Origin of the sequence: Sphingomonas astragali (assembly GCF_051400615.1) — a bacterium.
Lineage (GTDB): Bacteria > Pseudomonadota > Alphaproteobacteria > Sphingomonadales > Sphingomonadaceae > Sphingomonas.
Genome location: NZ_JBLFFH010000001.1, coordinates 1,156,944 through 1,177,027 on the forward strand (window position 1 = coordinate 1,156,944; position 20,084 = coordinate 1,177,027).

Here is a 20,084-nt window from a genome sequence, read left to right on the forward strand (position 1 = left end):
GCTGCACGAGCCGATGGAGAAGGCAACCAACGGGACGTATGCGGGTTCCGATATCGGATTTCGATAGAGCGTTTTCAGGACCGCTTCGACAGATGGATCATCAGGACATTCTCTCGGGCTTCATCCGGCTCCACGTCCTGCACCATGCTGCCGAGGGCGATCTCTACGGGCAGTGGATGATCGAGGAGCTCGCCCATCACGGCTACAGGCTGAGCGCGGGGACGCTCTACCCGATGCTCCATTCGCTCGAGAAGAAGGGCTATCTGACGTCGCGCAAGGAACGATATGGCCGGACGTTTCGGCGGGTCTACAACGCGACGCCGCTCGGCCGCGAGGCGCTGGGGGTCGGCCGCGAGAAGCTTCGGGAGCTGTTCCGCGAAGTGATCGCCGGAGAAGCCCCGAAGCATCCCGGCTAAGCCGGCGCCGACTGCGGAGGGCTTCCCCGCCACAGGCGCTCATCCAGCGACCGGCGCCCCGATCCGGACAGCAGCATGAAGATCGCGCCCATCAGCATCGCCCAGTCGGTGCGGGTCTCATGCGTGAAGCTGAGGAACCCGTAGCGGTCGAGCTCGCGAAGACTGAAGATCCACCACTCGCGGCCGAGCAGGATCGGGATCTTGGTCGAGACGATCGCGACGATCATGATGACGACGATCGGCACGGCGGCCGCGCGCGAGGCATAGCCGACGAGAAACATCAATCCGGCGAGCAACTCGATCACCCCGACGAAGGGGCCGAAGAACTCCGGCCAGGGAATGCCGATCTTCGCGAAGCGGCCCGCGCCCAATATGTCCGGATGCGTCAGCTTCTGCAGCCCTTCCGGGATGAACACGCCGGCAAGCGACAGGCGGACGAAGATGGCCCAGGTCGCTTCGCCGGGGGAGAACCACCACGAATGTCTCATGAAAGCGTGCTCCTATTCGACACTGCCCAAAGGCGCGGTGCGACCGCCTTCCACGCCAGTCCGATCAGGATGAGGCCGAGCCCCGCCGCCCATATCTCGACAGGCACCCAGAAGGCGAGGAAGAGGCAGGCGGCAAGTCCAGCCATCGCCACCCAGGCGGGATAGAGCCGCTGCTCGCGCGGCAGCCGCAGCGCGGCGAGATTGGTGATCGCGTAATAGATGAGGACGCTGAACGCGCTGAACGCCCAGGTCGTCTCGACGCTGCCGATCGAGGCGAGCGCCGCGATGACGATGCCGATTGCGATCACTGCGGCGGCCGGCGCGGCGCCGTCCCGGCTGAGCCGTGCGAACAAAGGCGGCAGGTCGCCTTGGCGTCCCATCGCCAGCACGACGCGCGACAGGCCGAGGATCAGATTGAGCAGGACGCCGAGCATCGCGGTGACCGCCCCGATCGCGACAAGATTGGCGAGCAGCGGCGCCTCCATCGCGCGGGCGGCGAGCTCCAGCGGCGTTGCCTGCGCGCCCGGCGCGTTCGCGAAGCGGTCGGCGCCGACGCTGCCGATCGCGACCACCGCGACCAGAATGTAGAGGATGCCGGTCAGGATCAGCGTGACGATAATAGCACGCGGGATCGTCCTCCTGGGCTCGGTCACCTCCTCGCCCAGCGTCGCGATGCGGGCATAGCCGGTATAGGCGACGAACATGAGCGCGGTCGCATAGAGGAAGCCCTGCGCGCCGCCGGTCTCCGTCGTGGGCAGAAGCGGCATGAGGTTGGTCGTGCCGCCGTCGAATGCGCGCGGGAGGCCGAACAAGATGAACGATCCGAGCGCGAGCAGCGTGACCGAGACGATCGCGATGTTCATCCAGCTCGACCGCCGGATCCCGCCGAGCACGAGCAGCGTGAACAGCAGCGTAGCGCCCACGGCCAGCCACGGCATCAGGCTGAGATCGGCCCCGAGCAGGCGGAGAAGATAGCCGCCGAAGCCGAGCGCTGCGGTCGCCGCCGACGCGGTCTTTGCGCACAGGAACATCCACCCCGCGGTGAAGCCGAGCGCGGGGTTCAGATAGCGATAGCCATATTCGTAGGTGCCGCCGCTCACGGCATGACTGGCTGCGAGCTGCGCGCTCGAGAGCGCATTGCAGGTGGCGACCAGCGCGGCAACTGCGATCGCCAGGATCACGGCGGGACCGGCCACGCCGGCGGCGATGCCGATGCTGACGAACACGCCCGTGCCGACCATCGAACCCAGGCCCATCATGATCGCACCGCCGAGACCGAGCTCCCGCTTCAGCCGCGCCGCCGGCGCGCCGCTCATCGGGCAGCGTCCTGCGGCGCTGGGAGGTGGAAGAAGGGCTGCACAGGAATCGTCCTTCCGAGCCAAATGTTCTGGCAGGATTAGCAGCTACGATATCGAATGTCGATTTCGTTCAAGACGATCAGATGGACGTGTCGGCGCACAGGCATTGAGTGCCAGGCCGGCGAAAGCGGTCGCGGTGAGGCCGAGGGTGAAGCGTCTGCGGTCGAGCATGGTAGCCTTTCAGGTGCGTGATCTTCGTGTCGAGCGCGCGCTAGCTGCGGAAAGGGTCATTCACGTTGCGGTGTCACCGCTGGCAAACAGCGATGCTCGACAGGTCCTTCGCCGGATCGACGACGATCTTGGCGGACTTGCGTTCGGAATAGCGGTCGACGAGCTGCTCGGCGTGCGGGCGCAGCAGCACGGTGAACCGCACCAGCTCCTCCATCACGTCGACGATGCGATCGTAATAGCTCGACGGCTTCATGCGGTCCTCGTCGAACTCCTCGAACGCCTTGGCGACGCTCGACTGGTTGGGGATGGTGAACATCCGCATCCACCGGCCGAGCAGGCGCAGCGTGTTGACCGCGTTGAACGACTGCGACCCGCCTGAGACCTGCATGACCGCAAGCGTGCGGCCCTGGGTCGGGCGCATCCCCTTCATCTCGAGCGGGAGATGGTCGATCTGCGCCTTCATGATGCCGGTGATCTGGCCGTGCCGCTCGGGGCTGCACCAGACCTGGCCCTCGGACCACATCGACAGCTCGCGCAGCTCATGTACCGCCGGATGGTCGTCGCCCTTGATCTGGTCGGGGAGCGGCAGGTTGCAGGGATCGAAGATGCGGGTCTCGGCCCCGAAATATCTTAGCAGCCGTGCCGCCTCCTCGACCGCCAGGCGCGAATAGGAGCGCTCGCGCAGGGACCCGTAGAGCAGCAGGATGCGTGGCGGCGGCGAGATTGGGCCAAGCCCGAACGCCGGGCGCTCGTGCGCGCAGCGGGGATCGAGGTGGGGCAGATCGTCAGGATCGGGAAGGTCGCGAAGCGGCATCAGGTCATATCCGAATGAGGAAGATTCAGGCGGGCGCCGCACGCTCGTACCAGCCGCGGGTGCGCTTCACGATCGCGACGACCGAGAGCATCACCGGCACCTCGACGAGCACACCGACGACGGTGGCGAGCGCCGCACCCGAGTTGAGGCCGAACAGGCTGATCGCCGCCGCCACCGCGAGCTCGAAGAAGTTGGAGGCGCCGATCAGCGCTGCGGGGGCCGCGACGCACCAGGCGACGCCGAGGCGCTTGGACAGCCAGTAGGCGAGCCCGGCGTTGAAGTAGACCTGGATCAGGATCGGCACGGCGAGGAGGGCGATGACCAGCGGTCGGGCGAGTATCTGCTCGCCCTGGAAGCCGAACAGCAGCACCAGCGTCGCGAGCAGCGCGGCGAGCGACAGCGGCTGCAGCGCTTTGAGTAGCCGGTCGAGCGCGGCCTGGCCGCCGGCTGCGAGCAGCGCGCGCCGGATGAGCTGTGCAGCGATCACCGGCAGCACGATGTAGAGCACGACCGAGAGCACCAGCGTGTTCCACGGCACGGTGATCGAGGCGACGCCGAGCAACAGCCCGACGAGCGGTGCGAAGGCGAACACCATGATCACGTCGTTCAAGGCGACCTGGCTCAGCGTGTAGTTGGGCTCGCCGTCGCACAGGTTCGACCAGACGAACACCATCGCTGTGCAAGGCGCGGCGGCGAGCAGGATCAGCCCGGCGATGTAGGAGGGGATCTCGCCCGCCGGCAGCAACGGCGCGAATAGCCAGCCGATGAACAGCGTGCCGAGCAGCGCCATCGAGAAAGGCTTGACCGCCCAGTTGATGAACAAGGTGACGCCGACGCCCTTCCAGTGCTGCCGGACCGAGCCCAAGGCGCCGAAGTCGATCTTCAAGAGCATCGGCACGATCATCAGCCAGATCAGCACGGCGACGACGAGATTGACGCGCGCGACCTCGGCCGAGGCGATCGCCGCGAACACGCCCGGCAGCCATGAGCCGAGCGCGATCCCGGCGACGATGCAGAGCGCCACCCACAAGGTCAGCCAGCGCTCGAAGAAGCCGATGGCGGGGCGTTCCGGCGCGGTGGCCGGGCGGGCGACTGCGATCCCGTCCCTCATGCCGAGACCCGGTTCCCGGCCTCATCGATCACCCGCTCGCCATCCTCCTTGGCGAAGGCGCCGCGCTGGACGGCGGGCAGGATGTCGAGCACGACCTCGGAGGGGCGGCACAGCCGCACGCCGAGCGAGCTCACCACCAGCGGCCGGTTGATCAGGATCGGGTGCGCCATCATCGCGTCGATCAGCGCCGCGTCGGACAGGCTCGCGTCGTCGAGCCCTAGGTCGGCATAGGGCGTGCCCTTCTCGCGCAACAGCGCGCGGGGCGTCAGCCCGGCGCGCGCGATAAGTTGCTCCAGCATCGCGCGCGAGGGCGGCGTCTTCAGATACTCGATCACATGCGGCTCGATGCCGGCGTTGCGGATCATCGCCAGCGTGTTGCGCGACGTGCCGCACTCGGGATTGTGATAGATGATGATGTCAGTCGGCATCGGTGCTCGCCTTGGAGGTTGCGCCTTCGCCGCGGCCGATCTCGCGCAGCCTGGCGGCAAGCGCCATGCGGTCGTGACTCTCGTGCGGCAACGCGAGGAACAAGGAAATGCGGTTGCGCAGATAGTGAAGCGCCCGCAGGAACGCCTCTCGCTGGCCTTCGCCCTCGACCGCGGCGGGATCCTCGATCCCCCAATGCGCGGTCATGGGGTGCCCCGGCCAGACCGGACAGGTTTCGCCGGCGGCATTGTCGCAGACGGTGAAGATGAAATCGATCTCGGGCGCGCCGGGTCTTGCGAACTCGTCCCAGCTCTTTGAGCGCAGTCCTTCGGTCGGGAAGTTGTTCTGGGAGAGTATCCGGAGTGCCGCCGGGTGGACCTCGCCCTTGGGAAAGCTGCCCGCCGAATAGCCGCGGAAGAGCCCTTCCCCGAGCTTGTTCAGGAGGCTCTCGGCCAGGATCGAGCGCGCCGAGTTTCCAGTGCACAGGAACAGGACGTTATAGGTCCGTTCGCTCATGCGCGCCCCTCAGGACCGCAACGGCTCTTGAGCGCGAGATCGGCAAGCGGGGCGCAGATCTCCGGCGCGCCGTTGCAGCAGTCCTGCATCAGATATTCGAGCAGCTCGGTCATGCTCTCGTAGCGCGCGGTGTAGATCACCGAACGTCCCTCGCGCCGGCTCTCGATCAGCCCGGCATGTGAGAGGATATTGAGATTGGCGGAGAGCGTGTTCGGCGGCACGACGAGGCGGCGCGCGATCTCGCCGGCGGCGACACCCTCGTGCCCTGCCTGCACCAGCAGGCGGAAGATCGACAGACGCCCGGCATGGCCGAGCGCGGAAAGGGCGGAGACGGCGTTCTTCAGTTCCATGATTCCCGTGTAGCGGAAATATGGAATCGGACAAATGTCCGCCAAGGCCGGCACCGCCCTCATGCGATCAACCCCGCTCCTGGATCTCGAAGCGGCCCGAGGTCCCGGCCGGGAAGGTCTGCTCGCACTCGCGCCCGTCCGGCTGCGGCAGGGTGCAGCGATAGAGCGGGCTCCTGAGCTGGATCGTCAGCGGCTGGCCGGGCGCCGCCTGAAAGGTGCACGCCCCGCTGAAGGATTCGAGCAGGTGCAGGCGCTCCCAGCGATCGCGTCCGCTGCCCCGGACCTCCCGGCTCATCGGCTGGCCGCTGCGACTCTGCCACTGGCAGCTCACCGTCCACGCACCCTCGCCCCTGACACGCACCTGCAGGACCTCCGGTGGCGGCGCCCATTGCGCGGATGCGGGAGCGGTGGACAGCATCAGCATGGACAGCGCGATCACCTTCTTCATCGGACCCCTCCTGTTGACAGCCGGCCGAAACTATCGGATTCTATTATTCAACGATACAAGAAATATCGTATCATGCAAGATGCGCTGGCCGCTGTCATCCCGGTCCGGAATGGCGGCAGTTCCCAACAAGCGCACGAACGGGTGCGTATCCTCCGCTTCGGGTTAGTCCGACCGGGCGCCACGAGGGTGGCGCCGGGACGTGAGAATCCCGCTTGAGAGGTCGAGACCCGCACCCCTTCGGCCGGGTGGCCGACGCGTATGTCCAAGCCGCTTGCGGCCAAAGGCGCTGGCGCATGTCTCATGCATGTTTCCTCGCCGCGAACATCGCGCAGCACGCCGTCCGACGTCGGACGCGCGCCGAATTGCATGACATGAAGCATGGCTGAGCTCCCTTGGCCTTGAGATGGCCAAGGGTCTGCGGACGCGGCGTCGACCGCTATTCTCGGAAAGGTAGTATCAGCGCCGGAAGATATCGGTGAAGGTGAGCGTTCCGTCGAACAGCGCCCGGATCGCCAGCCATGTTCGCTTGCTCACCCCGTATCAAGCCAAGCTGTCGGCAGTGAGACAGGGGTTGATATCAGCCATTGAGATTGTCGATGGCCTGTTGGAAGCGCCATAGCGGTAAGACTGCCTGAGCAAAGCCGAAGGCCGATGGCTTCCTCTGCCTGGAACAGTACTGGTTCCAGAGACTATGCTGGTGCGGGACCCGATTTTCCAATCGGTCCCGGATCCGCATCAGCGCTCAATTGCCCCTTGGGTCGCTCCCCGGCTGCAGCACGTTCCAATATTCGCGAAGCGCGCGCACGCGCTCTCCCTGGACCTCGAAGATGATTGCTTCGAAATTCCGGTACCCGCCCGGCGGCAAGCTCTCCGCGGTCGTCTCGAACACGGCGGTGTTGCCGGCGATGGTGATATGGGTGGCGGCGCTGCGCAGCCTGTTGCCCGCCTTGCGATGATAGGCGGCCCAGGCGAGCAGCTGCGCCTTCCCGGCTCGTCCCTCGTGGAGTCCGGCGAACGCACCTTGCGGGAAATAGAACTGAAAGTCGTCGGTGGTCATATCGAGAAAAGGCTGCCAGTCGCCTTCCTCCCAGGCCTTGCGGAACAATGCCCAGGCGCGTGTGGCTACGGCGCGGGTTTGCGCGTTCGCAGTCACGTTCCACACGGGGCGTTCGACCTCGGGCATCGGCGGAAAGCTGCGCGTAGCGGCCGACTGCGCGCTCGCGATTCCCGGAGCCGGAGCCAGCGCGCCGATCGCGATCGCTACGTGGAATGAATGCAATCGGCTGGCGTTCATGGGCTGCTCCTTCCATGGCTGGCAGAGCTAGCCCAGCTGCCTGATCAAAGCTTTCCCGAGTTTGATGCCACTCTGATCGGTTCTGCTAATAAGGCGCCATGGAACTTCGCCATTTGCGCACCTTTGCCGCCCTTGCCGAGGAGCGGCATTTCGGGCGTGCGGCATCACGGCTGCGCGCGACCCAGTCCGCCGTCAGCCAGCAGCTCAAGCGCCTCGAGGACATCGTCGGGGTCGAACTGATATCGCGCAGCCGGGCGCATGTTGCGCTGACCGCCGCCGGTGAGGCTTTCCTTGAAGTGGCGCGCAGCACGCTCGCCCAAGCCGATCAGGCTGTCGATGCCGCGCGCCGCGCAGCCGCGGGCCAGGTTGGCAGGCTATCGCTGGCGCTCAGCACGCCGGCGCTTCGCAGCTCCGTCCCTGGCTGGATCCGGCGATTTCATGCCGATCACCGCGATATCGCCCTCGCAGTTCAGGTGAGGGCGAGCGACGAGCAGGAAGACCTGCTGCGGTCAGGCGACATCGATATAGGTTTCACCAATCTCGCGCCAATCGATCCCGCGCTAAAAGCGCTCGAGATCGGAAGAGAGCGGTTCGCGATCGCGTTGCCCGATGACCACAGGCTTGCGACCCGCCGGTCCCTCGCACTCGCCGCGCTTAGCGGCGAGCCGGTGATCATGGTCCGCCGCGCGGCGGGGCCTGCGATCTTCGACGATATCGCCGCGCATTGCCGGCGGGCGGGCTTCGACCTGCGCGTGGCGCAGGAAGTCGTGGCGTTTCCAAGCATCGTCGGACTCGTGAGCGCAGGCATCGGTATCGCCTTCGTGCCGCCCTCGCTCGCTTCGCTGGGCAGCGGCATGACCCTCGTACCGATCGAAGGGGACGCGCCCACGCTACCGCTCTATATGACCCACCGGCGCGATCGCCTCTCCCCTGCGGTCCGCCGGATGCTTTCTTTCGTGACGGATGCTGTCCCGAACACGGTCGCGGAAGGCGCCTCGCGCTAGCCGACCTCAAGGCGGCAATCGCACGCTCCCCTTCCGGCTGGCACGTGTCCCCGCGCCGATCGGGTGACGAATGCCGGCAGATCCCACTGCACGAACGGAAGCGGAGCTCCAACGCCGCATTCTCCAAGGTTGACAATGTACACCGACGGTTCGTAGGTTGACATTGTCAACTCAAAACGCCGGGGACCGGTACGATGTTCTCATCACTTGGACGATTTGCGTTTCGCTTCCGATGGTCGGTCCTTCTTGCCTCCGGCTTCTTCCTCGCATTCGCGATCCTTTGGGGAAGCGGTGTGTTCGGCAGACTGACCACGGGCGGGCTTGCCCCGCAGGCCGCCGAAGTCACCAGGGCGAATGATTTGCTGGATGCGCATTTTGGCCACCGCCCCGGCGATCCCGACGTCGTCGCGGTCTTCGACGACGAATCCGGTGCGCGCACAGTTGACGATCCGGCCTTCGCTGGTCCCGTCCAAAGGGCGCTGGACGCGCTCCCTGCCGGCCAGGTCATGTCGGTTGTCAGCTATTGGACGCCCGGCCTTACGCCTGAACAACGCGCCAAACTGGTCAGCCCCGACCGGCATGCGACCTATGCCGTGCTCACCCTGCATGGGGCCGACGAGACCGCGCGAATAAGGGCCTATGGCGAGATCCAGCATCTCATCCGGGCTCACGACGGCATCGCGACCTATCTGGGCGGCGGGCTGACCAGCGTATTCGAGCTGCAGCGGGAGGCGACCGCGAACCTCGCCACCGCACAGGCAATCTCCTTGCCGATCCTGCTGGTGCTCCTGATCCTGTTCTATCGCGGCCTTGTGGCAGCACTGATCCCGGTGGCGCTCGGGGTGTTCGTGATCGTGGGGTCGCTCGTCGTGCTTCGCCTGCTCACCGGCTTTACCGAAATCTCGATCTTCGCGTTGGAGATCGTCGTGCTGATCGGGCTGGGGCTGGCCGTGGACTATGGGCTGTTTATCGTCAGCAGGTTCCGGGAGGAAGTCGAGCGCTGCACCGGCGACCTTGCGGAGGCGGTCATCGCAACCACGGCCACCGCCGGGCGCACCGTCGCCATTTCGGGCCTGACCGTGATCAGCGGACTGAGCGCGCTCTTCCTGTTCCCGCAGCCCATTTCCCATTCCTTCGCTTTCGGTGGCATCAGCGTGGTCCTGCTCAACATCGTTGCGGCAGTCGTGGTGCTTCCTGCCTTGCTCGCCGTGCTCGGGCGTCGGGTGAACGCCGGGCGGGTTCCATTGCCGCGGTTCGGTCGCACGGGCAGTGATCCGGCGAACGGCGGTTGGGCGCGGCTGGCCCGGCTCGTGGGCAGACGCCCTGCCATATCGCTCCTGCTCGGTGTCCTCGCGCTGCTGATCGCTGCGGCGCCGCTTCTGGAGTTGCGGCCGGGGCTGACCAACCATCGCTACCTGCCCACCGACAGCCATAGCCAGGTCGTGGCGGGCTATACGGGCGACGTGTTTCCCCAGCACGGTCCCGCTGGGATGGCGCTCGATGTCGCAGTGCAAGGGACGGTCGATCGACAGGGGCTGGATACCTATCTCGAACGACTGCGCGGTCTGCCAGGGGCGGCCAGCGCGCAGGTGCACCTGGCCGATCCCTCCCTCACCTGGATTAAGGTCGACTATCGCGGCGAGGCAGACGACCCGGGACCCTTGCAACTGGTGCGTGACGTCCGTGCGGTGACACCCCCCACCGGAACCGGCGTGCTCGTCGGCGGTCATGGCGGCGCCGCGATTAGTCTAGACAATAGCGCGGCCACGCTTGCCGCATTGCCGCTTGCGCTTGGGTTCATCGCTATGGTGACGCTTATCCTGCTCGCCCTTGCGTTCCGTTCGATCTGGGTCCCGGTCAAGGCGGTGCTGTGCGCGCTTCTCTCGCTTGCGGCATCGCTTGGTATCGTCGTCTGGGCCTTTCAGCTCGGCGGGCTTGCCGGTCTGCTCGATTTCCAGGTGGTCGGTACTACCGACCTTTGGACGTTGGGGCTGATCGTCACGATCGCGTTCGGGCTGGTCACGGACTATGAGATGTTCCTCGTCAGCCGGATCCGCGAAGCCTATCTGGCGACCGGCGACAACCGTCAGGCCATTGCCATCGGTCTGCAGCAGACCGGGTCCATCATCACGCGCGCCGCGATCCTGATGATTGTCGTGCTCGCGACAATGGGGCTGACCGCAGGGTCACTTTTCCTGATCACCTTCGGCATAGGCATGACGCTTTCGGTGGTGATCGACGCGACGCTCGTGCGGTCGATTATCGTCCCCGCTGCGATGCTGCTGCTCGGGACGGCGAACTGGTGGGCCCCCCGTCCCCTGGCCTGGCTCAGCGACCGGCTCGGCCTGAGCGAAAGCGAGGGCGAAGCGGCGCGCGATGCCATCGCCGTCTGACTCTCGAGGCTTGCGCGAGAGCGCTCGCTGGTGACTGCCGTTGGGCGGCCCGATTCCGGAGTTTCAGCAGGGCCGCCGAGCTGCTGCGCCGGCCCGGCCGCTCCAGCGCGGTTGACATTGGGTGCCATAGCGCATCTCAGGCAAGCATGGAGACGACGCGCGATACCATCCTGGCTGCCGCCGCCGAGCTTCTCGACCGGTCGGGGCCGGAGGGGGTGACCTTGCGCGGCGTGGCGCAGATCGCCGGCTTTTCGCACAATGCGCCCTACAAGCACTTCCGGGACAAGGAAGCGCTGCTCGCCGGTGTCGCCGCCCGGGAACTGCGGGCAAGAACCGCGGCAATGGCTAGGACCATCGCCGCTTCGGGCGATCCGCTGACCGCTTTGCGCGAGCTGGCACATGACCACATCCGCTGGGGCCTGCAATATCCCAACCGGTTCCGGCTGATCTTCGGCCGCTGGGAACGTCACGACGACGACCTTGCGGAGGCTGCCAGCGAAACCTTGCGCCTGTTTATCGACGTGATCGCGCTCGTTCGCAGCGCCGGAAAAATAAGGCCTGGCGACAATGACCGCACGGCGGCCTTGTTCATGTCGCTTATCCATGGATCGATGGATATGGCTCTGGGTGGACACCTGTCAGCCGATGGCAAGGGCCGCGCGGATCCACAGGGATTGATCGACGACTTTATCGAGATGCTGGAGGTATGATCTTCCCGCAGCTCAATTCTTGAGGATGGTCCAGGGATCACGCGTTCCTTGACGGCTAGCTGCTGGTTGCCGGAGAGGCGCGGCGTGGCCGCAGACGGCTGGGACCTGGCCGCTAATGCTGTGCCTCCGTGCATATCAGACATAGCGCGAGGGACGTAGCGCGAACCGTGGATGCGACGCGGCAGGCCGAGCCGAACGACATCGCCTGCCGGGTCCTTGAGGTGGCGCGCGTCCGGCAGGTCAGCGCCTCGCCTGGAGTCCGACGTCTTGGGCCGCGCGGTCGATCACGCTGGCGACGACCAGCGGCTGGGTCATGAAGACCGCGTGGCTGGCCGCGACTTCAGTGATGTCGGCGCCGATACGCCTGGCCATCGATTGCAGCATCCGCTGGTCGAACGCCCTGTCGTCGGTCGCGATCACCGCCCAGCTTGGCCTGGTCCGCCACGCGGCGTGCTGGAGCCTGGTCTCGAACGCCGACATGGCGATCGGGACTTGGGAGTTGCGCAGGAACGCGGCATCCGCGTCGCTCGCGTCGGCGGCGAAAGCGGCCTTGAAATTCTCCGGCCGCAAAAAGCCGAAGCCGTCGCCATGCGTGTCGATCACGAACTCGGGCGGCGTCGTGAAACCTTGATATTGCTGCGCCGTGGTCTCGCCGGCGTCGGGCGAAAGTGCCGAGACATAGACGAGCCCGGCGACCTTCGGATGGACGCCCGCCTCGGTGATGACGGTGCCGCCCCAGCTATGGCCGACGAGAATGGTCGGGCCGTCCTGCCGGTCGAGGGCGCGCCGGGTCGCGGCGACGTCGTCGGCGAGCGAGGTGAGGGGGTTCTGGACGATGGTGACGCGATAGCCGCGCGCGGTCAGCGCGTCATGGACGCCGCGCCAGCCCGAGCCGTCGGCAAAGGCACCATGCACCAGGACCACGTTCCGCACCGGCCGTGCTTCGGCGCGTGTGGCGGCGGTTTGCGCGTCGGCGACGCCGGCCAGGCCGATGGTGGCGACAGCAGCGGCCACGAAATTTCGGATGCTCTTGATCATCGCAAGGTTCCTTTCGGAAGACGAGGGGATTCAGGCCGCGAGCGACAGGCGCACGTCGAGACCGTTGCGCGCGAGATGCGAATAGGGGCAGACGACATGCGCCTGGTCGACCAGTTCGCGGGCGACCTCCGGGTCGACGCCGGGCAGCGCGATCGACAGCGCGACATCGAGGCCGAAGCCCTGTCCGTCGTCGCGCTTGCCGATGCCGACCGCGGCGGTGACGCTGCTGTCCTCGGCGATCTTCACCTTGTGCTGGCTCGCGACGAATTTGAGCGCGCCCAGGAAGCAGGCGGCATAGCCGGAGGCGAACAGCTGCTCGGGATTAGTGCCCTCGCCGCCCGGCCCGCCGAGCTCCTTCGGCGTGACGAGCGCGACGCTGAGCGCGCCGTCGGCGGTGCGGGCCTGGCCGGTGCGGCCGCCGGTGGCAGTGGCTTCGGTGCGATAGAGAATGTTCATCGGTCAGCTCCTTCATATTCGCGATAATGATTATCGCAATAATCAAGCCAATAGCTCACCGTCTGCTGAGTTGCAACATAAATCTTATCGCGATATGTATTTTCGCGGGGAGCGTGCTATATCAAGGGGCAAGGAGCTCGTGATGACCCGCCACCCCAATGTGCCGCTGCCGCTGGACGACCAGCTCTGCTACGCCATCTACTCGGCCGGAATGGCCATCCAGCGCCTCTACAAGCCGCTGCTCGACGAGCTCGGGCTGACCTACCCGCAATATCTGGTGCTCAATATCCTGTGGCGGGAGGACGGCCAGACCGTGGGCGGGATCGCCGAGCAGCTCGCCCTCGAGTCGAGCACGCTCACCCCCCTGCTCAAGCGGCTCGAGGCCGCGGGACTGGTCCGCAGGACGCGCAATCCCGACAACGAGCGGCAGGTGGTGATCGAGCTGACCGACCAGGGCCGCGCGCTCCAGCCGCAGGCGGGATGCCTCGGCGAAGCCCTGTTGGCCGCGTCCGGCCAGCCGCCGGAACGCCTGGGCGAATTGAACCGGAACGTCAGGGAGCTGCGCGACGCGCTCTATGGTGACACCAGCAAATGGAGCATTGCCCGGTCGGACCAGTAGCTGCTTCCGATTGGATGTCGCGACCTGCCTGACGATGCCGACAGCGAGTGTGGCCCGCACGACGGGATCCTGGGTGCCGATCCGCGACCACTCGAACCGGAGGCATCCGGCGGATCGATCGCAGACCTGCCGTCCGTCGGCCATCTACGTGCATCAGGCGATCTCCCTCGTGGGAGCGGCGCTTAGAGGATGGATTCGAGTCTCTGCTGCGCGTGCGCGCCATTAGAAGATGTCCTCGATGTCCTTCGAGGAGCTCTTCGAACGGGGCGAGATCGTCAGTTCGAGATCCAGCGCCCCCAAGAGGGTGCAGATGGTCTCGATCCTGGTTGCCCCATGGCCGCTTTCGATCTGCGAGATGGTCGCCTGGCGCAGGCCCGCCTTGTCGGCGAGTTGCGCTATGATAGCCTCCTGCTCGCGCTATACGCCAAGTCAGATAATAGTGTAATATACGACTTGGCGTATATCCTTACCTTATGCGCTAGGCAGAATATCTCGAGCTTATGCGCCAACCCGAATAACACAACGAGTAGGGCAATCCGCACCCTAGCGGTCAACCACCAGGGCATCGCCTTGCTTGCCGAGAAGATCGTCGAGGAAGACCTCGCTTCCGGCCGGCTCCGGCGTGTCCTGCCCGAATGGCAAGGGACGTCGGTCAGCATTTACACTGTCACCGAAACGCGCCTTCTTCCGGCCAAGACCCAGCGCTTCATCGAATTCCTGTCCGCCAGGCTGACGGAAGCTTGAACTTGAGCCAAATGGCACCGCCCGAAGGTCATCATTGCCCTCAACGCGTGCCGAACCGTTCAATGAGGATGTCGATCAGCGCACGGACCTTTCTCGGTGCGGTTCCCCCCGGCGGCCGGACGACATAGATCCCGGCCTCGGGTGAAGGGTAGTCCGCCAGTACTGTCACCAAATTTCCTCCGGCAAGGGGCGCGTCGGCGAGAAAGTCGGGCAGCGCAGCGATGCCCAACCCGGCCAAGGCAGCCGCCAGCAACGCGCTGCCATTGTCCGCCTTGAAACGCCCTTGCGGCTGGATCGAGACCGTCTTGCCGCCGACGATGAAGCGCCACGTCTCGTTACCCTGCATGAGACATTCATGCCGAAAGAGGTCCTCCGGCGTTGCCGGGATACCATGTACAGCGAGATATCCGGGGCTGGCGACGCACATCCCCCGTAAAGGCGCGATCCGCCGTCCGACCAGGCTCGAGTCCGAAAGGATGCCCACGCGGATGCCGACATCGAAGCCTTCGCCGACCAGATCGACGAAGCGATCGCTATAGGCCGTGTGGATATGCAGTCGGGGATGACGGCGCGCCAACTCCGCCAGCACGGGGGCAAGGTGCGTGGCGCCGAAGCTCAGCGGAGCGGCGATCCGCAACCGGCCCCGCACGTCCCCCTCGGGCGACACGGATTCGCGGGCGGCCTCCAGTTCCGCGATCGCGCGGACGGCATGCTCGCGCAGGCTGGCGCCTGCCTCGGTCAGCGACGCGCCGCGCGTCGTGCGGGCAAGCAGCTGCGCGCCAAGGTCCTGCTCCAGCCGCTGCAATCGTCGGCTGACGATCGACTTGGGCAGGCCGAGCCGGCGGGCGGCGGCCGATACGCCGCCGGCGTCGGCCACCTCGACGAAGGTACCCAGCACTTCCAGGTCGAACATAGGTGTTCCATTTCTAGCGACAGAGTAGTCCGCATAGCGCAGCTATCGTCACCTCACCAGCAACGCCATTTATCGTGGCGAGCCGGGTGGATCGCCCGGCCAGGCTGAAAGGAAATGCCATGACCAAGCAGCAAGGCGTCTGGAAGCACGAGGACGTCGCCCTCATCCTGATCGATTATCAGAAGGAGATGTTCGACACGGTCCGGTCCGAGACCCCGGCCGAGCTCATCGACCTCAACGTCCGCCTGATGATCAACGCGGCGAAGGCGTTCAACGTGCCGATCATCCTCTCGACCGTCGGCGTAAAGATGGGCGTCAATCATCCGACGCGCCAGTCGATCCTCGACGAGTTGCCGGGCATCGAGGTCATCGACCGCTCGTCGATGAACGCGTGGGAGGACAAGGCCTTCCGCGATGCGGTGGCGAAGACCGGCCGCAAGCGTCTCGTCTTCGGCGCGCTCTATACCGAGATCTGCCTCGCCTTCCCGGCGGTGGATGCGTTGGCCGATGGCCATGATGTCCTGTTCGTGGTCGACGCCGTCGGCGGCCTGTCGCAGCTCGCGCATCGCACCGCGGTCGACCGCCTGGCGCACGCCGGTGCGGTTCCGACGACCGCCTTCTCGCTGGTGACCGAGCTGTTCCGCGACTGGGCGGCACCGGAAGCCGATGCCGCGCGGGCGATCATCAAGCGGTACGTCGCCGACCTGCAGGCGCTCACCGCCGCCTGATCGAGGTCGCCGGACCCGGACAGCCCGGCGGCCCGCCTGGCCGCACGCCGAAGCCACTCGACCAAGGCGTGCGGCCACCTCTCCCTCTTATTTCGAAAGGATCAACCCATGGTTCATGCTGACCTGTCCGCCAGGAAGCGGATCATTCTGAGGGCCGTTCGCGTCCTGACCGCCTTTGCTTTCATCCTGTTCGGAACGCTCAAGCTGATCGGCATGCCGATGATGGTGACGGTGTTCGACCAGGTGGGCCTCGGCCAATGGTTCCGCTACGCGACGGGCGCGATCGAGGTCGGCGGTGCGATCCTGCTCCTGGCGCCGCGGTTCGTCGGGGCTGCCGCGCTGGTGCTGGCCGCGACCGCCATCGGCGCCATCCTCGCCCATCTGACGGTGGTGCCGGGACCCCCCGCGCCCGCGGCGATGCTCCTGGTCCTATCCTCGGTGATCGCCTGGGCCTATCGTCGCCGCACGCTTGCGCTGCTCGGTCTCACGCAAGCCCAGCGGGTGTCGGCATGAGCGCGCCCGCCACCGCAGCGCGGCGGATCGTCCACCGGACCCGCGGGCATGTGCATGGGCCGGTCACCCGGTTGATGAGCCCCAGCGATCTCGGCGCGTTCCTGAAGCCGTTCGTGTTTCTCGACATCTTCTCGATCCCGGATTCGAGCAAGAGTCCCTTCGACCTCCATCCGCATTCCGGGATCGCCACCGTGACCGTGTTCACCGACGGCGAGGCGAGCTTCGACGACGGGCAAGGCCACACTGGCACGATCGGTTATGGCGGCGTCGAATGGATGCGCGCCGGCCGCGGCGTCTGGCACGGCAAGGAACTGGGCCCGGGCCGCACGAAGGGTGTAGAGGGTTTTCAGCTCTGGCTGGCGCTTCCTGCCGAGCTCGAGCTTGCGGAGGCCGAGAGCCAGTATCTCGACGCCGCCGCCATTCCGGAAGCCGGCCCTGCTCGTCTCATCGTCGGACGCTATGACGGGCAGGAGAGCCCCGTCCGGGCGCCGGCCGGCGTCAACTATCTCATGGTGACGCTGAAGCCGGGCGAAACCTGGCGGTACGAAACTCCCGCCGGCCACACCGCGGGATGGCTGGCGGTTTCGAGCGGTGCGCTGATGCTCGATGCGCCGGCCTCGGCGGGCGAGATGGTGATCTTCGACGACAGCGACGGCGCAATCGAAATGCGCTCGACCGGCGACGTCGATGCGAAGCTTGTGATCGGCAGCGCCGCGCCGCACCCGCACCCGCTCCACCTGGGGAACTACTCGGTCCACACCTCGGCCGACGCGCTCAAGGCGGGTGAACGGCATATCGTGGACTTGCGCAAGCAGCTGATCGAACGCGAGCGGCAACGGTCACCGCTCACAGATGGGCCGGTACCGGTGTTCCGCTAGCCGCCGGCCGGCACATCGAGAGGGCGTCGTCACTCGCCCGACGCTGGCGGCTCTCGATCTCCCAATATCGGTCGCTAGAGCTTGCCGCACTTGCCGGCGAGCGACTGGCCACCCTGGGGCGAACTCCGCGCCGATCACCGCGCCGCTTGCGTCGATCGTGAAGCAGATCCGCGCATCCACGGCCTTCCAGACCTTCGGCAGCGATCTGCGAGGCGCAGGGCGACCGCGCCGACAGAGAGGCTTTCCACATTCTAGACGCCGCGTCGGCCTAGATGCCGCGCCGGCGCACCTTCCATTGCGAGTCAGCACAGAGCCGGCACGCGCGACCCTTGAACATGCGGGCGGCCTTCCGGCGAAACGTTCCCGCACGCGCATCGCCGGGAATGTCGAGGATCCCGAGAAATAGGGGCGCGGAGCGGATGAGCCGGAAATCTCGTTCGGCATTCCGCATGCGGCGGATGTGGAAACGGGCTTGACGAGATACAGTATATCATTAACTCGCGCGAAAATGGCATCGCGCGGGGGGCGGAAGGGTAGATGGGAAATTTTGCGGCTCGAGCCTCTCTGGGGATCGCAATGATGTTCGTGCCGAGCGGGGCCGCCGGGCAGGAGGCAAGCGCACCTCAAGAGGATGATGTCGTCGTCACCGGTCAGCGTCAGGCCTATCGAGGGCTCGTGCCCGTGGCCGATATCCCCCAGTCGATCACGCTCCTGAACGAAGAGCGATTGGAAGAGGCGCAGATCACGCGGCTGGCGGACGCGTTGGACCTCTCCTCCTCCGTCGCCCGGCAGAACAATTTCGGCGGGCTCTGGGAGAGCTTCGCCATCCGCGGACTGGTCGGTGACGAGAACAACCCCAGCGGGTACTTGGTCAACGGCTTCAACGCCGGCCGTGGTTTCGCCGGGCCGCGCGACGTGTCCGGCATCGAGCGGATCGAGATCCTGAAAGGGCCCAATGCGGCCCTGTTCGGTCGCGGCGAACCGGGCGGCAGCATCAATCTCGTGACCAAGCGGCCGACGGACGCCTTTGCCGGCAAGCTCGAGGGGACGTACGGCAGCTTCGACTTCCGCCGGCTCGAGGCTGACGTGAACGTGCCCGCGACCGATTTCGCCGCGGTCCGGTTCGCCGGCTTCTATGAGGCCGCGGACAGTTTTCGGGATACCATCAAGTCCGAGCGCTACGGCGTGTTCCCCTCCGTCTCGTTGCGGTTCGGGCCGAACACCAGCCTGGTCTATGAGCTGGAGGCGACCCGACAGGAGATTCCGCTCGATCGCGGCGTCTTCGCGCTGGGCGACAATCTGAGGGTGATCCCGAGGAGCCGTTTCCTCGGCGAACCTGGTCTGGGGCCGAACAAGGCGACGGCGCTGGGGCACCAGTTCTCTCTGCAGCACGATTTCTCCGCGGATTGGAGCCTGCTGGTGGGCCTCGGCTTGCGCGACACCGAGTTGAAGGGAACCTCGGCCGATGCGGAACTCGCCGCTTCGCGTCAGCGCCTCTTCGTCGACGGTCGAACGCTGACGCGCGAGGTGCGGTATCGCGACTATGACGGCGATCACCGCGTCTATCGCGCCGAGCTGAGCGGACGCTTCAGCGGCCCGCTCGGCCTGCATCGCGTGATCGTCGGCGCGGACCGCGACGAGTTCGACACCGACCTGCTGGTCCGCGGCTATCGGGCGCCGCTGCTGTCGGCCAATCCCACCGCTCAGCAGGGCTTCGAGATCGACATCTTCGATCCCGTCTACGGCCGCTTCCCCACGCCGACGCTGACCACGATCAACGATCGGACGATCGAGCAGAGATCGTGGGGCGGCTATGTGCAGGATCAGATCCGGATCAGCGATCGCGTCGAGATCAGGGTCGGCGCGCGCTACGACCAGTTCAAACAGTCGATCCGAAACCGGTTGAACTCGACGCTGGCCCGCCAGTCGGAGTCGCGGATCAGTCCGCAGGCCGGCTTGGTCTGGCGTGTGTCGGAGCCGATCAGCCTCTACGCCGCCTATGGCGAGGGCTTTCGTCCGAACACGGGCGCAAGCGTGTCCGGCGAGACGTTCGATCCGGAGACCTCGCGCTCTATCGAGGTGGGCGCCAAGCTGAGCGCGGGCGGCCTGACGGGAACGGCCTCGCTGTTCAGGCTGAACAAGGCAAATATCCTGACGAGCGACATCGCCAACCCGGGCTTTTCGATCGCGGTCGGCGAAGCGCGGAGCCAGGGCTTCGAATTCGAGCTGAGCGGGCGCCTGCCGGGCGCGATCGACGGGCTGCTCTCCTATACCTATCTGGACGCGGAGGTCGTGTCGGGCACGCGGAACGCGAACGGGGTCGCGATCAGCCCCGGCGACCGGCTGCTCAATGTCCCGAAGCATACGCTCAGCGCCCAGGCGTCGCGCCGCTTCAACGTCGCGCAACGCGACTTGAACATCGGAGCGGCCGTCCTGCATGTCAGCTCGCGCCTTGGGGAAGTCGGGACCACGTTCCAGCTTCCCGCCTACACCACCGTGCGCCTGTTCGGGTCCTATGCACTAATCGACAACATCGAGGCATCCGTCGTCGTCAACAACCTCTTCGACGAGACCTACTTCGTCAATTCCTATGCCCGGTTGTGGGTGATGCCGGGGGCTCCCCGCACGGCGCTCGCCAGCTTGAAGCTGCGACTTTGACGCAAAGCGCGAGGAAGCCGGCCACATGTCAGCGAAAC

At 66.0% G+C, this 20,084-nt stretch carries 23 protein-coding genes; 10 read left to right on the plus strand and 13 right to left on the minus strand.

Features of this window, described 5'->3' with window-relative positions; genetic code table 11:
- Positions 1–92 precede the first annotated feature (92 nt).
- Positions 93–416, plus strand: a complete 324-nt coding sequence (locus ACMGER_RS05715) for a PadR family transcriptional regulator (RefSeq protein ID WP_436811129.1) — start codon at positions 93–95, stop codon at positions 414–416.
- On the opposite strand, the gene ACMGER_RS05720 is transcribed toward ACMGER_RS05715, so the two are convergent.
- The 9 genes from ACMGER_RS05720 to ACMGER_RS05760 all read right to left on the minus strand — a co-directional run bounded on the left by ACMGER_RS05720 (position 413) and on the right by ACMGER_RS05760 (position 7,392).
- Positions 413–904 carry a DoxX family protein gene (locus tag ACMGER_RS05720; protein WP_436811130.1) on the minus strand — a complete coding sequence of 164 codons (492 nt, stop codon included), beginning with the start codon at positions 902–904 and terminating at the stop codon, positions 413–415. The two genes, ACMGER_RS05715 and ACMGER_RS05720, sit on opposite strands and share 4 nt — an antisense overlap.
- Positions 901–2,220, minus strand: a complete 1,320-nt coding sequence (locus ACMGER_RS05725) for an APC family permease (RefSeq protein WP_436811131.1) — start codon at positions 2,218–2,220, stop codon at positions 901–903. Before ACMGER_RS05725 ends, ACMGER_RS05720 begins: the two co-directional genes overlap by 4 nt.
- Positions 2,221–2,506: 286 nt before the next feature.
- Positions 2,507–3,247 (minus strand): arsenical resistance protein ArsH, encoded by a 741-nt coding sequence (arsH, locus tag ACMGER_RS05730; RefSeq protein WP_436811132.1) that lies wholly within the window; start codon positions 3,245–3,247, stop codon positions 2,507–2,509.
- A 25-nt stretch (positions 3,248–3,272) separates the two neighbouring features.
- On the minus strand, positions 3,273–4,358 hold the full coding sequence (gene arsB / locus ACMGER_RS05735; RefSeq protein WP_436811133.1) for an ACR3 family arsenite efflux transporter: 1,086 nt from the start codon (positions 4,356–4,358) through the stop codon (positions 3,273–3,275).
- On the minus strand, positions 4,355–4,786 hold the full coding sequence (arsC, locus tag ACMGER_RS05740; protein WP_436811134.1) for an arsenate reductase (glutaredoxin): 432 nt from the start codon (positions 4,784–4,786) through the stop codon (positions 4,355–4,357). The genes arsB and arsC overlap by 4 nt, the downstream gene beginning before the upstream one ends.
- A complete protein-coding gene (locus tag ACMGER_RS05745) occupies positions 4,776–5,300 on the minus strand; it encodes an arsenate reductase ArsC (protein ID WP_436811135.1) in 525 nt (174 codons plus the stop codon). Before ACMGER_RS05745 ends, arsC begins: the two co-directional genes overlap by 11 nt.
- Positions 5,297–5,650, minus strand: coding sequence for an ArsR/SmtB family transcription factor (locus ACMGER_RS05750; protein ID WP_436811136.1), 354 nt, complete (start codon positions 5,648–5,650; stop codon positions 5,297–5,299). Before ACMGER_RS05750 ends, ACMGER_RS05745 begins: the two co-directional genes overlap by 4 nt.
- A 67-nt stretch (positions 5,651–5,717) precedes the next feature.
- The gene (locus ACMGER_RS05755) at positions 5,718–6,098 is read right to left on the minus strand and encodes a hypothetical protein (protein WP_436811137.1); all 381 of its coding nucleotides are present in this window, start codon (positions 6,096–6,098) and stop codon (positions 5,718–5,720) included.
- A gap of 742 nt (positions 6,099–6,840) precedes the next feature.
- On the minus strand, positions 6,841–7,392 hold the full coding sequence (locus ACMGER_RS05760) for a nuclear transport factor 2 family protein (RefSeq protein ID WP_436811138.1): 552 nt from the start codon (positions 7,390–7,392) through the stop codon (positions 6,841–6,843).
- Between the two features lie 98 nt (positions 7,393–7,490).
- Here ACMGER_RS05760 and ACMGER_RS05765 point away from each other — a divergent pair, with 98 nt between their 5' ends.
- The 3 genes from ACMGER_RS05765 to ACMGER_RS05775 all read left to right on the plus strand — a co-directional run bounded on the left by ACMGER_RS05765 (position 7,491) and on the right by ACMGER_RS05775 (position 11,499).
- Positions 7,491–8,396, plus strand: a complete 906-nt coding sequence (locus ACMGER_RS05765) for a LysR family transcriptional regulator (protein WP_436811139.1) — start codon at positions 7,491–7,493, stop codon at positions 8,394–8,396.
- A gap of 194 nt (positions 8,397–8,590) precedes the next feature.
- Positions 8,591–10,789: an MMPL family transporter gene (locus ACMGER_RS05770; protein WP_436811140.1), complete on the plus strand. Its 2,199-nt coding sequence runs from the start codon at positions 8,591–8,593 to the stop codon at positions 10,787–10,789.
- 146 nt (positions 10,790–10,935) lie between these two features.
- A complete protein-coding gene (locus tag ACMGER_RS05775) occupies positions 10,936–11,499 on the plus strand; it encodes a TetR/AcrR family transcriptional regulator (RefSeq protein WP_436811141.1) in 564 nt (187 codons plus the stop codon).
- A 240-nt stretch (positions 11,500–11,739) separates the two neighbouring features.
- Here ACMGER_RS05775 and ACMGER_RS05780 read toward each other — a convergent pair whose 3' ends face one another.
- Both ACMGER_RS05780 and ACMGER_RS05785 read right to left on the minus strand, forming a co-directional pair.
- Positions 11,740–12,537 (minus strand): alpha/beta fold hydrolase, encoded by a 798-nt coding sequence (locus ACMGER_RS05780; protein WP_436811142.1) that lies wholly within the window; start codon positions 12,535–12,537, stop codon positions 11,740–11,742.
- Between the two features lie 30 nt (positions 12,538–12,567).
- Positions 12,568–12,993: an organic hydroperoxide resistance protein gene (locus ACMGER_RS05785; RefSeq protein WP_436811143.1), complete on the minus strand. Its 426-nt coding sequence runs from the start codon at positions 12,991–12,993 to the stop codon at positions 12,568–12,570.
- Positions 12,994–13,135: 142 nt separating this feature from the next.
- Between ACMGER_RS05785 and ACMGER_RS05790 the strand changes: the two genes are divergently transcribed.
- The gene (locus ACMGER_RS05790; RefSeq protein WP_436811144.1) at positions 13,136–13,612 is read left to right on the plus strand and encodes a MarR family winged helix-turn-helix transcriptional regulator; all 477 of its coding nucleotides are present in this window, start codon (positions 13,136–13,138) and stop codon (positions 13,610–13,612) included.
- A gap of 222 nt (positions 13,613–13,834) precedes the next feature.
- Here ACMGER_RS05790 and ACMGER_RS05795 read toward each other — a convergent pair whose 3' ends face one another.
- Positions 13,835–14,014 carry a helix-turn-helix domain-containing protein gene (locus tag ACMGER_RS05795; RefSeq protein WP_436811684.1) on the minus strand — a complete coding sequence of 60 codons (180 nt, stop codon included), beginning with the start codon at positions 14,012–14,014 and terminating at the stop codon, positions 13,835–13,837.
- Here ACMGER_RS05795 and ACMGER_RS05800 point away from each other — a divergent pair.
- On the plus strand, positions 13,946–14,356 hold the full coding sequence (locus tag ACMGER_RS05800) for a LysR substrate-binding domain-containing protein (protein WP_436811145.1): 411 nt from the start codon (positions 13,946–13,948) through the stop codon (positions 14,354–14,356). The two genes, ACMGER_RS05795 and ACMGER_RS05800, sit on opposite strands and share 69 nt — an antisense overlap.
- A 40-nt stretch (positions 14,357–14,396) precedes the next feature.
- Here the strand turns inward: ACMGER_RS05800 and ACMGER_RS05805 are convergent, their stop codons facing one another.
- Positions 14,397–15,269 (minus strand): LysR family transcriptional regulator, encoded by an 873-nt coding sequence (locus tag ACMGER_RS05805; protein WP_436811146.1) that lies wholly within the window; start codon positions 15,267–15,269, stop codon positions 14,397–14,399.
- Between the two features lie 119 nt (positions 15,270–15,388).
- Here ACMGER_RS05805 and ACMGER_RS05810 point away from each other — a divergent pair, with 119 nt between their 5' ends.
- From ACMGER_RS05810 to ACMGER_RS05825, 4 genes are all read left to right on the plus strand, one after another.
- Entirely contained in the window at positions 15,389–15,997 is a 609-nt protein-coding gene (locus tag ACMGER_RS05810; RefSeq protein WP_436811147.1) for an isochorismatase family protein, read from the plus strand.
- A 108-nt stretch (positions 15,998–16,105) separates the two neighbouring features.
- Positions 16,106–16,510, plus strand: coding sequence for a DoxX family protein (locus ACMGER_RS05815; protein ID WP_436811148.1), 405 nt, complete (start codon positions 16,106–16,108; stop codon positions 16,508–16,510).
- A complete protein-coding gene (locus ACMGER_RS05820) occupies positions 16,507–17,388 on the plus strand; it encodes a pirin family protein (protein ID WP_436811149.1) in 882 nt (293 codons plus the stop codon). The genes ACMGER_RS05815 and ACMGER_RS05820 overlap by 4 nt, the downstream gene beginning before the upstream one ends.
- Before the next feature lie 681 nt (positions 17,389–18,069).
- Positions 18,070–20,046, plus strand: a complete 1,977-nt coding sequence (locus tag ACMGER_RS05825) for a TonB-dependent siderophore receptor (protein ID WP_436811150.1) — start codon at positions 18,070–18,072, stop codon at positions 20,044–20,046.
- The last annotated feature ends 38 nt before the right edge of the window (positions 20,047–20,084 follow it).

What these genes read in the sequence shown, in the direction of transcription:
- ACMGER_RS05810 (WP_436811147.1), top strand. Translation starts at nt 15,389, where the DNA reads ATGACCAAGCAGCAAGGCGTCTGGAAGCACGAGGACGTCGCCCTCATC.
- ACMGER_RS05760 (WP_436811138.1), bottom strand. Translation starts at nt 7,392, where the DNA reads ATGAACGCCAGCCGATTGCATTCATTCCACGTAGCGATCGCGATCGGC.
- ACMGER_RS05750 (WP_436811136.1), bottom strand. Translation starts at nt 5,650, where the DNA reads ATGGAACTGAAGAACGCCGTCTCCGCCCTTTCCGCGCTCGGCCATGCC.
- arsC (WP_436811134.1), bottom strand. Translation starts at nt 4,786, where the DNA reads ATGCCGACTGACATCATCATCTATCACAATCCCGAGTGCGGCACGTCG.
- arsH (WP_436811132.1), bottom strand. Translation starts at nt 3,247, where the DNA reads ATGCCGCTTCGCGACCTTCCCGATCCTGACGATCTGCCCCACCTCGAT.
- ACMGER_RS05770 (WP_436811140.1), top strand. Translation starts at nt 8,591, where the DNA reads ATGTTCTCATCACTTGGACGATTTGCGTTTCGCTTCCGATGGTCGGTC.
- arsB (WP_436811133.1), bottom strand. Translation starts at nt 4,358, where the DNA reads ATGAGGGACGGGATCGCAGTCGCCCGCCCGGCCACCGCGCCGGAACGC.
- ACMGER_RS05725 (WP_436811131.1), bottom strand. Translation starts at nt 2,220, where the DNA reads ATGAGCGGCGCGCCGGCGGCGCGGCTGAAGCGGGAGCTCGGTCTCGGC.
- ACMGER_RS05775 (WP_436811141.1), top strand. Translation starts at nt 10,936, where the DNA reads ATGGAGACGACGCGCGATACCATCCTGGCTGCCGCCGCCGAGCTTCTC.
- ACMGER_RS05815 (WP_436811148.1), top strand. Translation starts at nt 16,106, where the DNA reads ATGGTTCATGCTGACCTGTCCGCCAGGAAGCGGATCATTCTGAGGGCC.
- ACMGER_RS05800 (WP_436811145.1), top strand. Translation starts at nt 13,946, where the DNA reads ATGGCCGCTTTCGATCTGCGAGATGGTCGCCTGGCGCAGGCCCGCCTT.
- ACMGER_RS05715 (WP_436811129.1), top strand. Translation starts at nt 93, where the DNA reads ATGGATCATCAGGACATTCTCTCGGGCTTCATCCGGCTCCACGTCCTG.
- ACMGER_RS05785 (WP_436811143.1), bottom strand. Translation starts at nt 12,993, where the DNA reads ATGAACATTCTCTATCGCACCGAAGCCACTGCCACCGGCGGCCGCACC.
- ACMGER_RS05720 (WP_436811130.1), bottom strand. Translation starts at nt 904, where the DNA reads ATGAGACATTCGTGGTGGTTCTCCCCCGGCGAAGCGACCTGGGCCATC.
- ACMGER_RS05780 (WP_436811142.1), bottom strand. Translation starts at nt 12,537, where the DNA reads ATGATCAAGAGCATCCGAAATTTCGTGGCCGCTGCTGTCGCCACCATC.
- ACMGER_RS05820 (WP_436811149.1), top strand. Translation starts at nt 16,507, where the DNA reads ATGAGCGCGCCCGCCACCGCAGCGCGGCGGATCGTCCACCGGACCCGC.
- ACMGER_RS05755 (WP_436811137.1), bottom strand. Translation starts at nt 6,098, where the DNA reads ATGAAGAAGGTGATCGCGCTGTCCATGCTGATGCTGTCCACCGCTCCC.
- ACMGER_RS05790 (WP_436811144.1), top strand. Translation starts at nt 13,136, where the DNA reads ATGACCCGCCACCCCAATGTGCCGCTGCCGCTGGACGACCAGCTCTGC.
- ACMGER_RS05745 (WP_436811135.1), bottom strand. Translation starts at nt 5,300, where the DNA reads ATGAGCGAACGGACCTATAACGTCCTGTTCCTGTGCACTGGAAACTCG.
- ACMGER_RS05805 (WP_436811146.1), bottom strand. Translation starts at nt 15,269, where the DNA reads ATGTTCGACCTGGAAGTGCTGGGTACCTTCGTCGAGGTGGCCGACGCC.
- ACMGER_RS05765 (WP_436811139.1), top strand. Translation starts at nt 7,491, where the DNA reads ATGGAACTTCGCCATTTGCGCACCTTTGCCGCCCTTGCCGAGGAGCGG.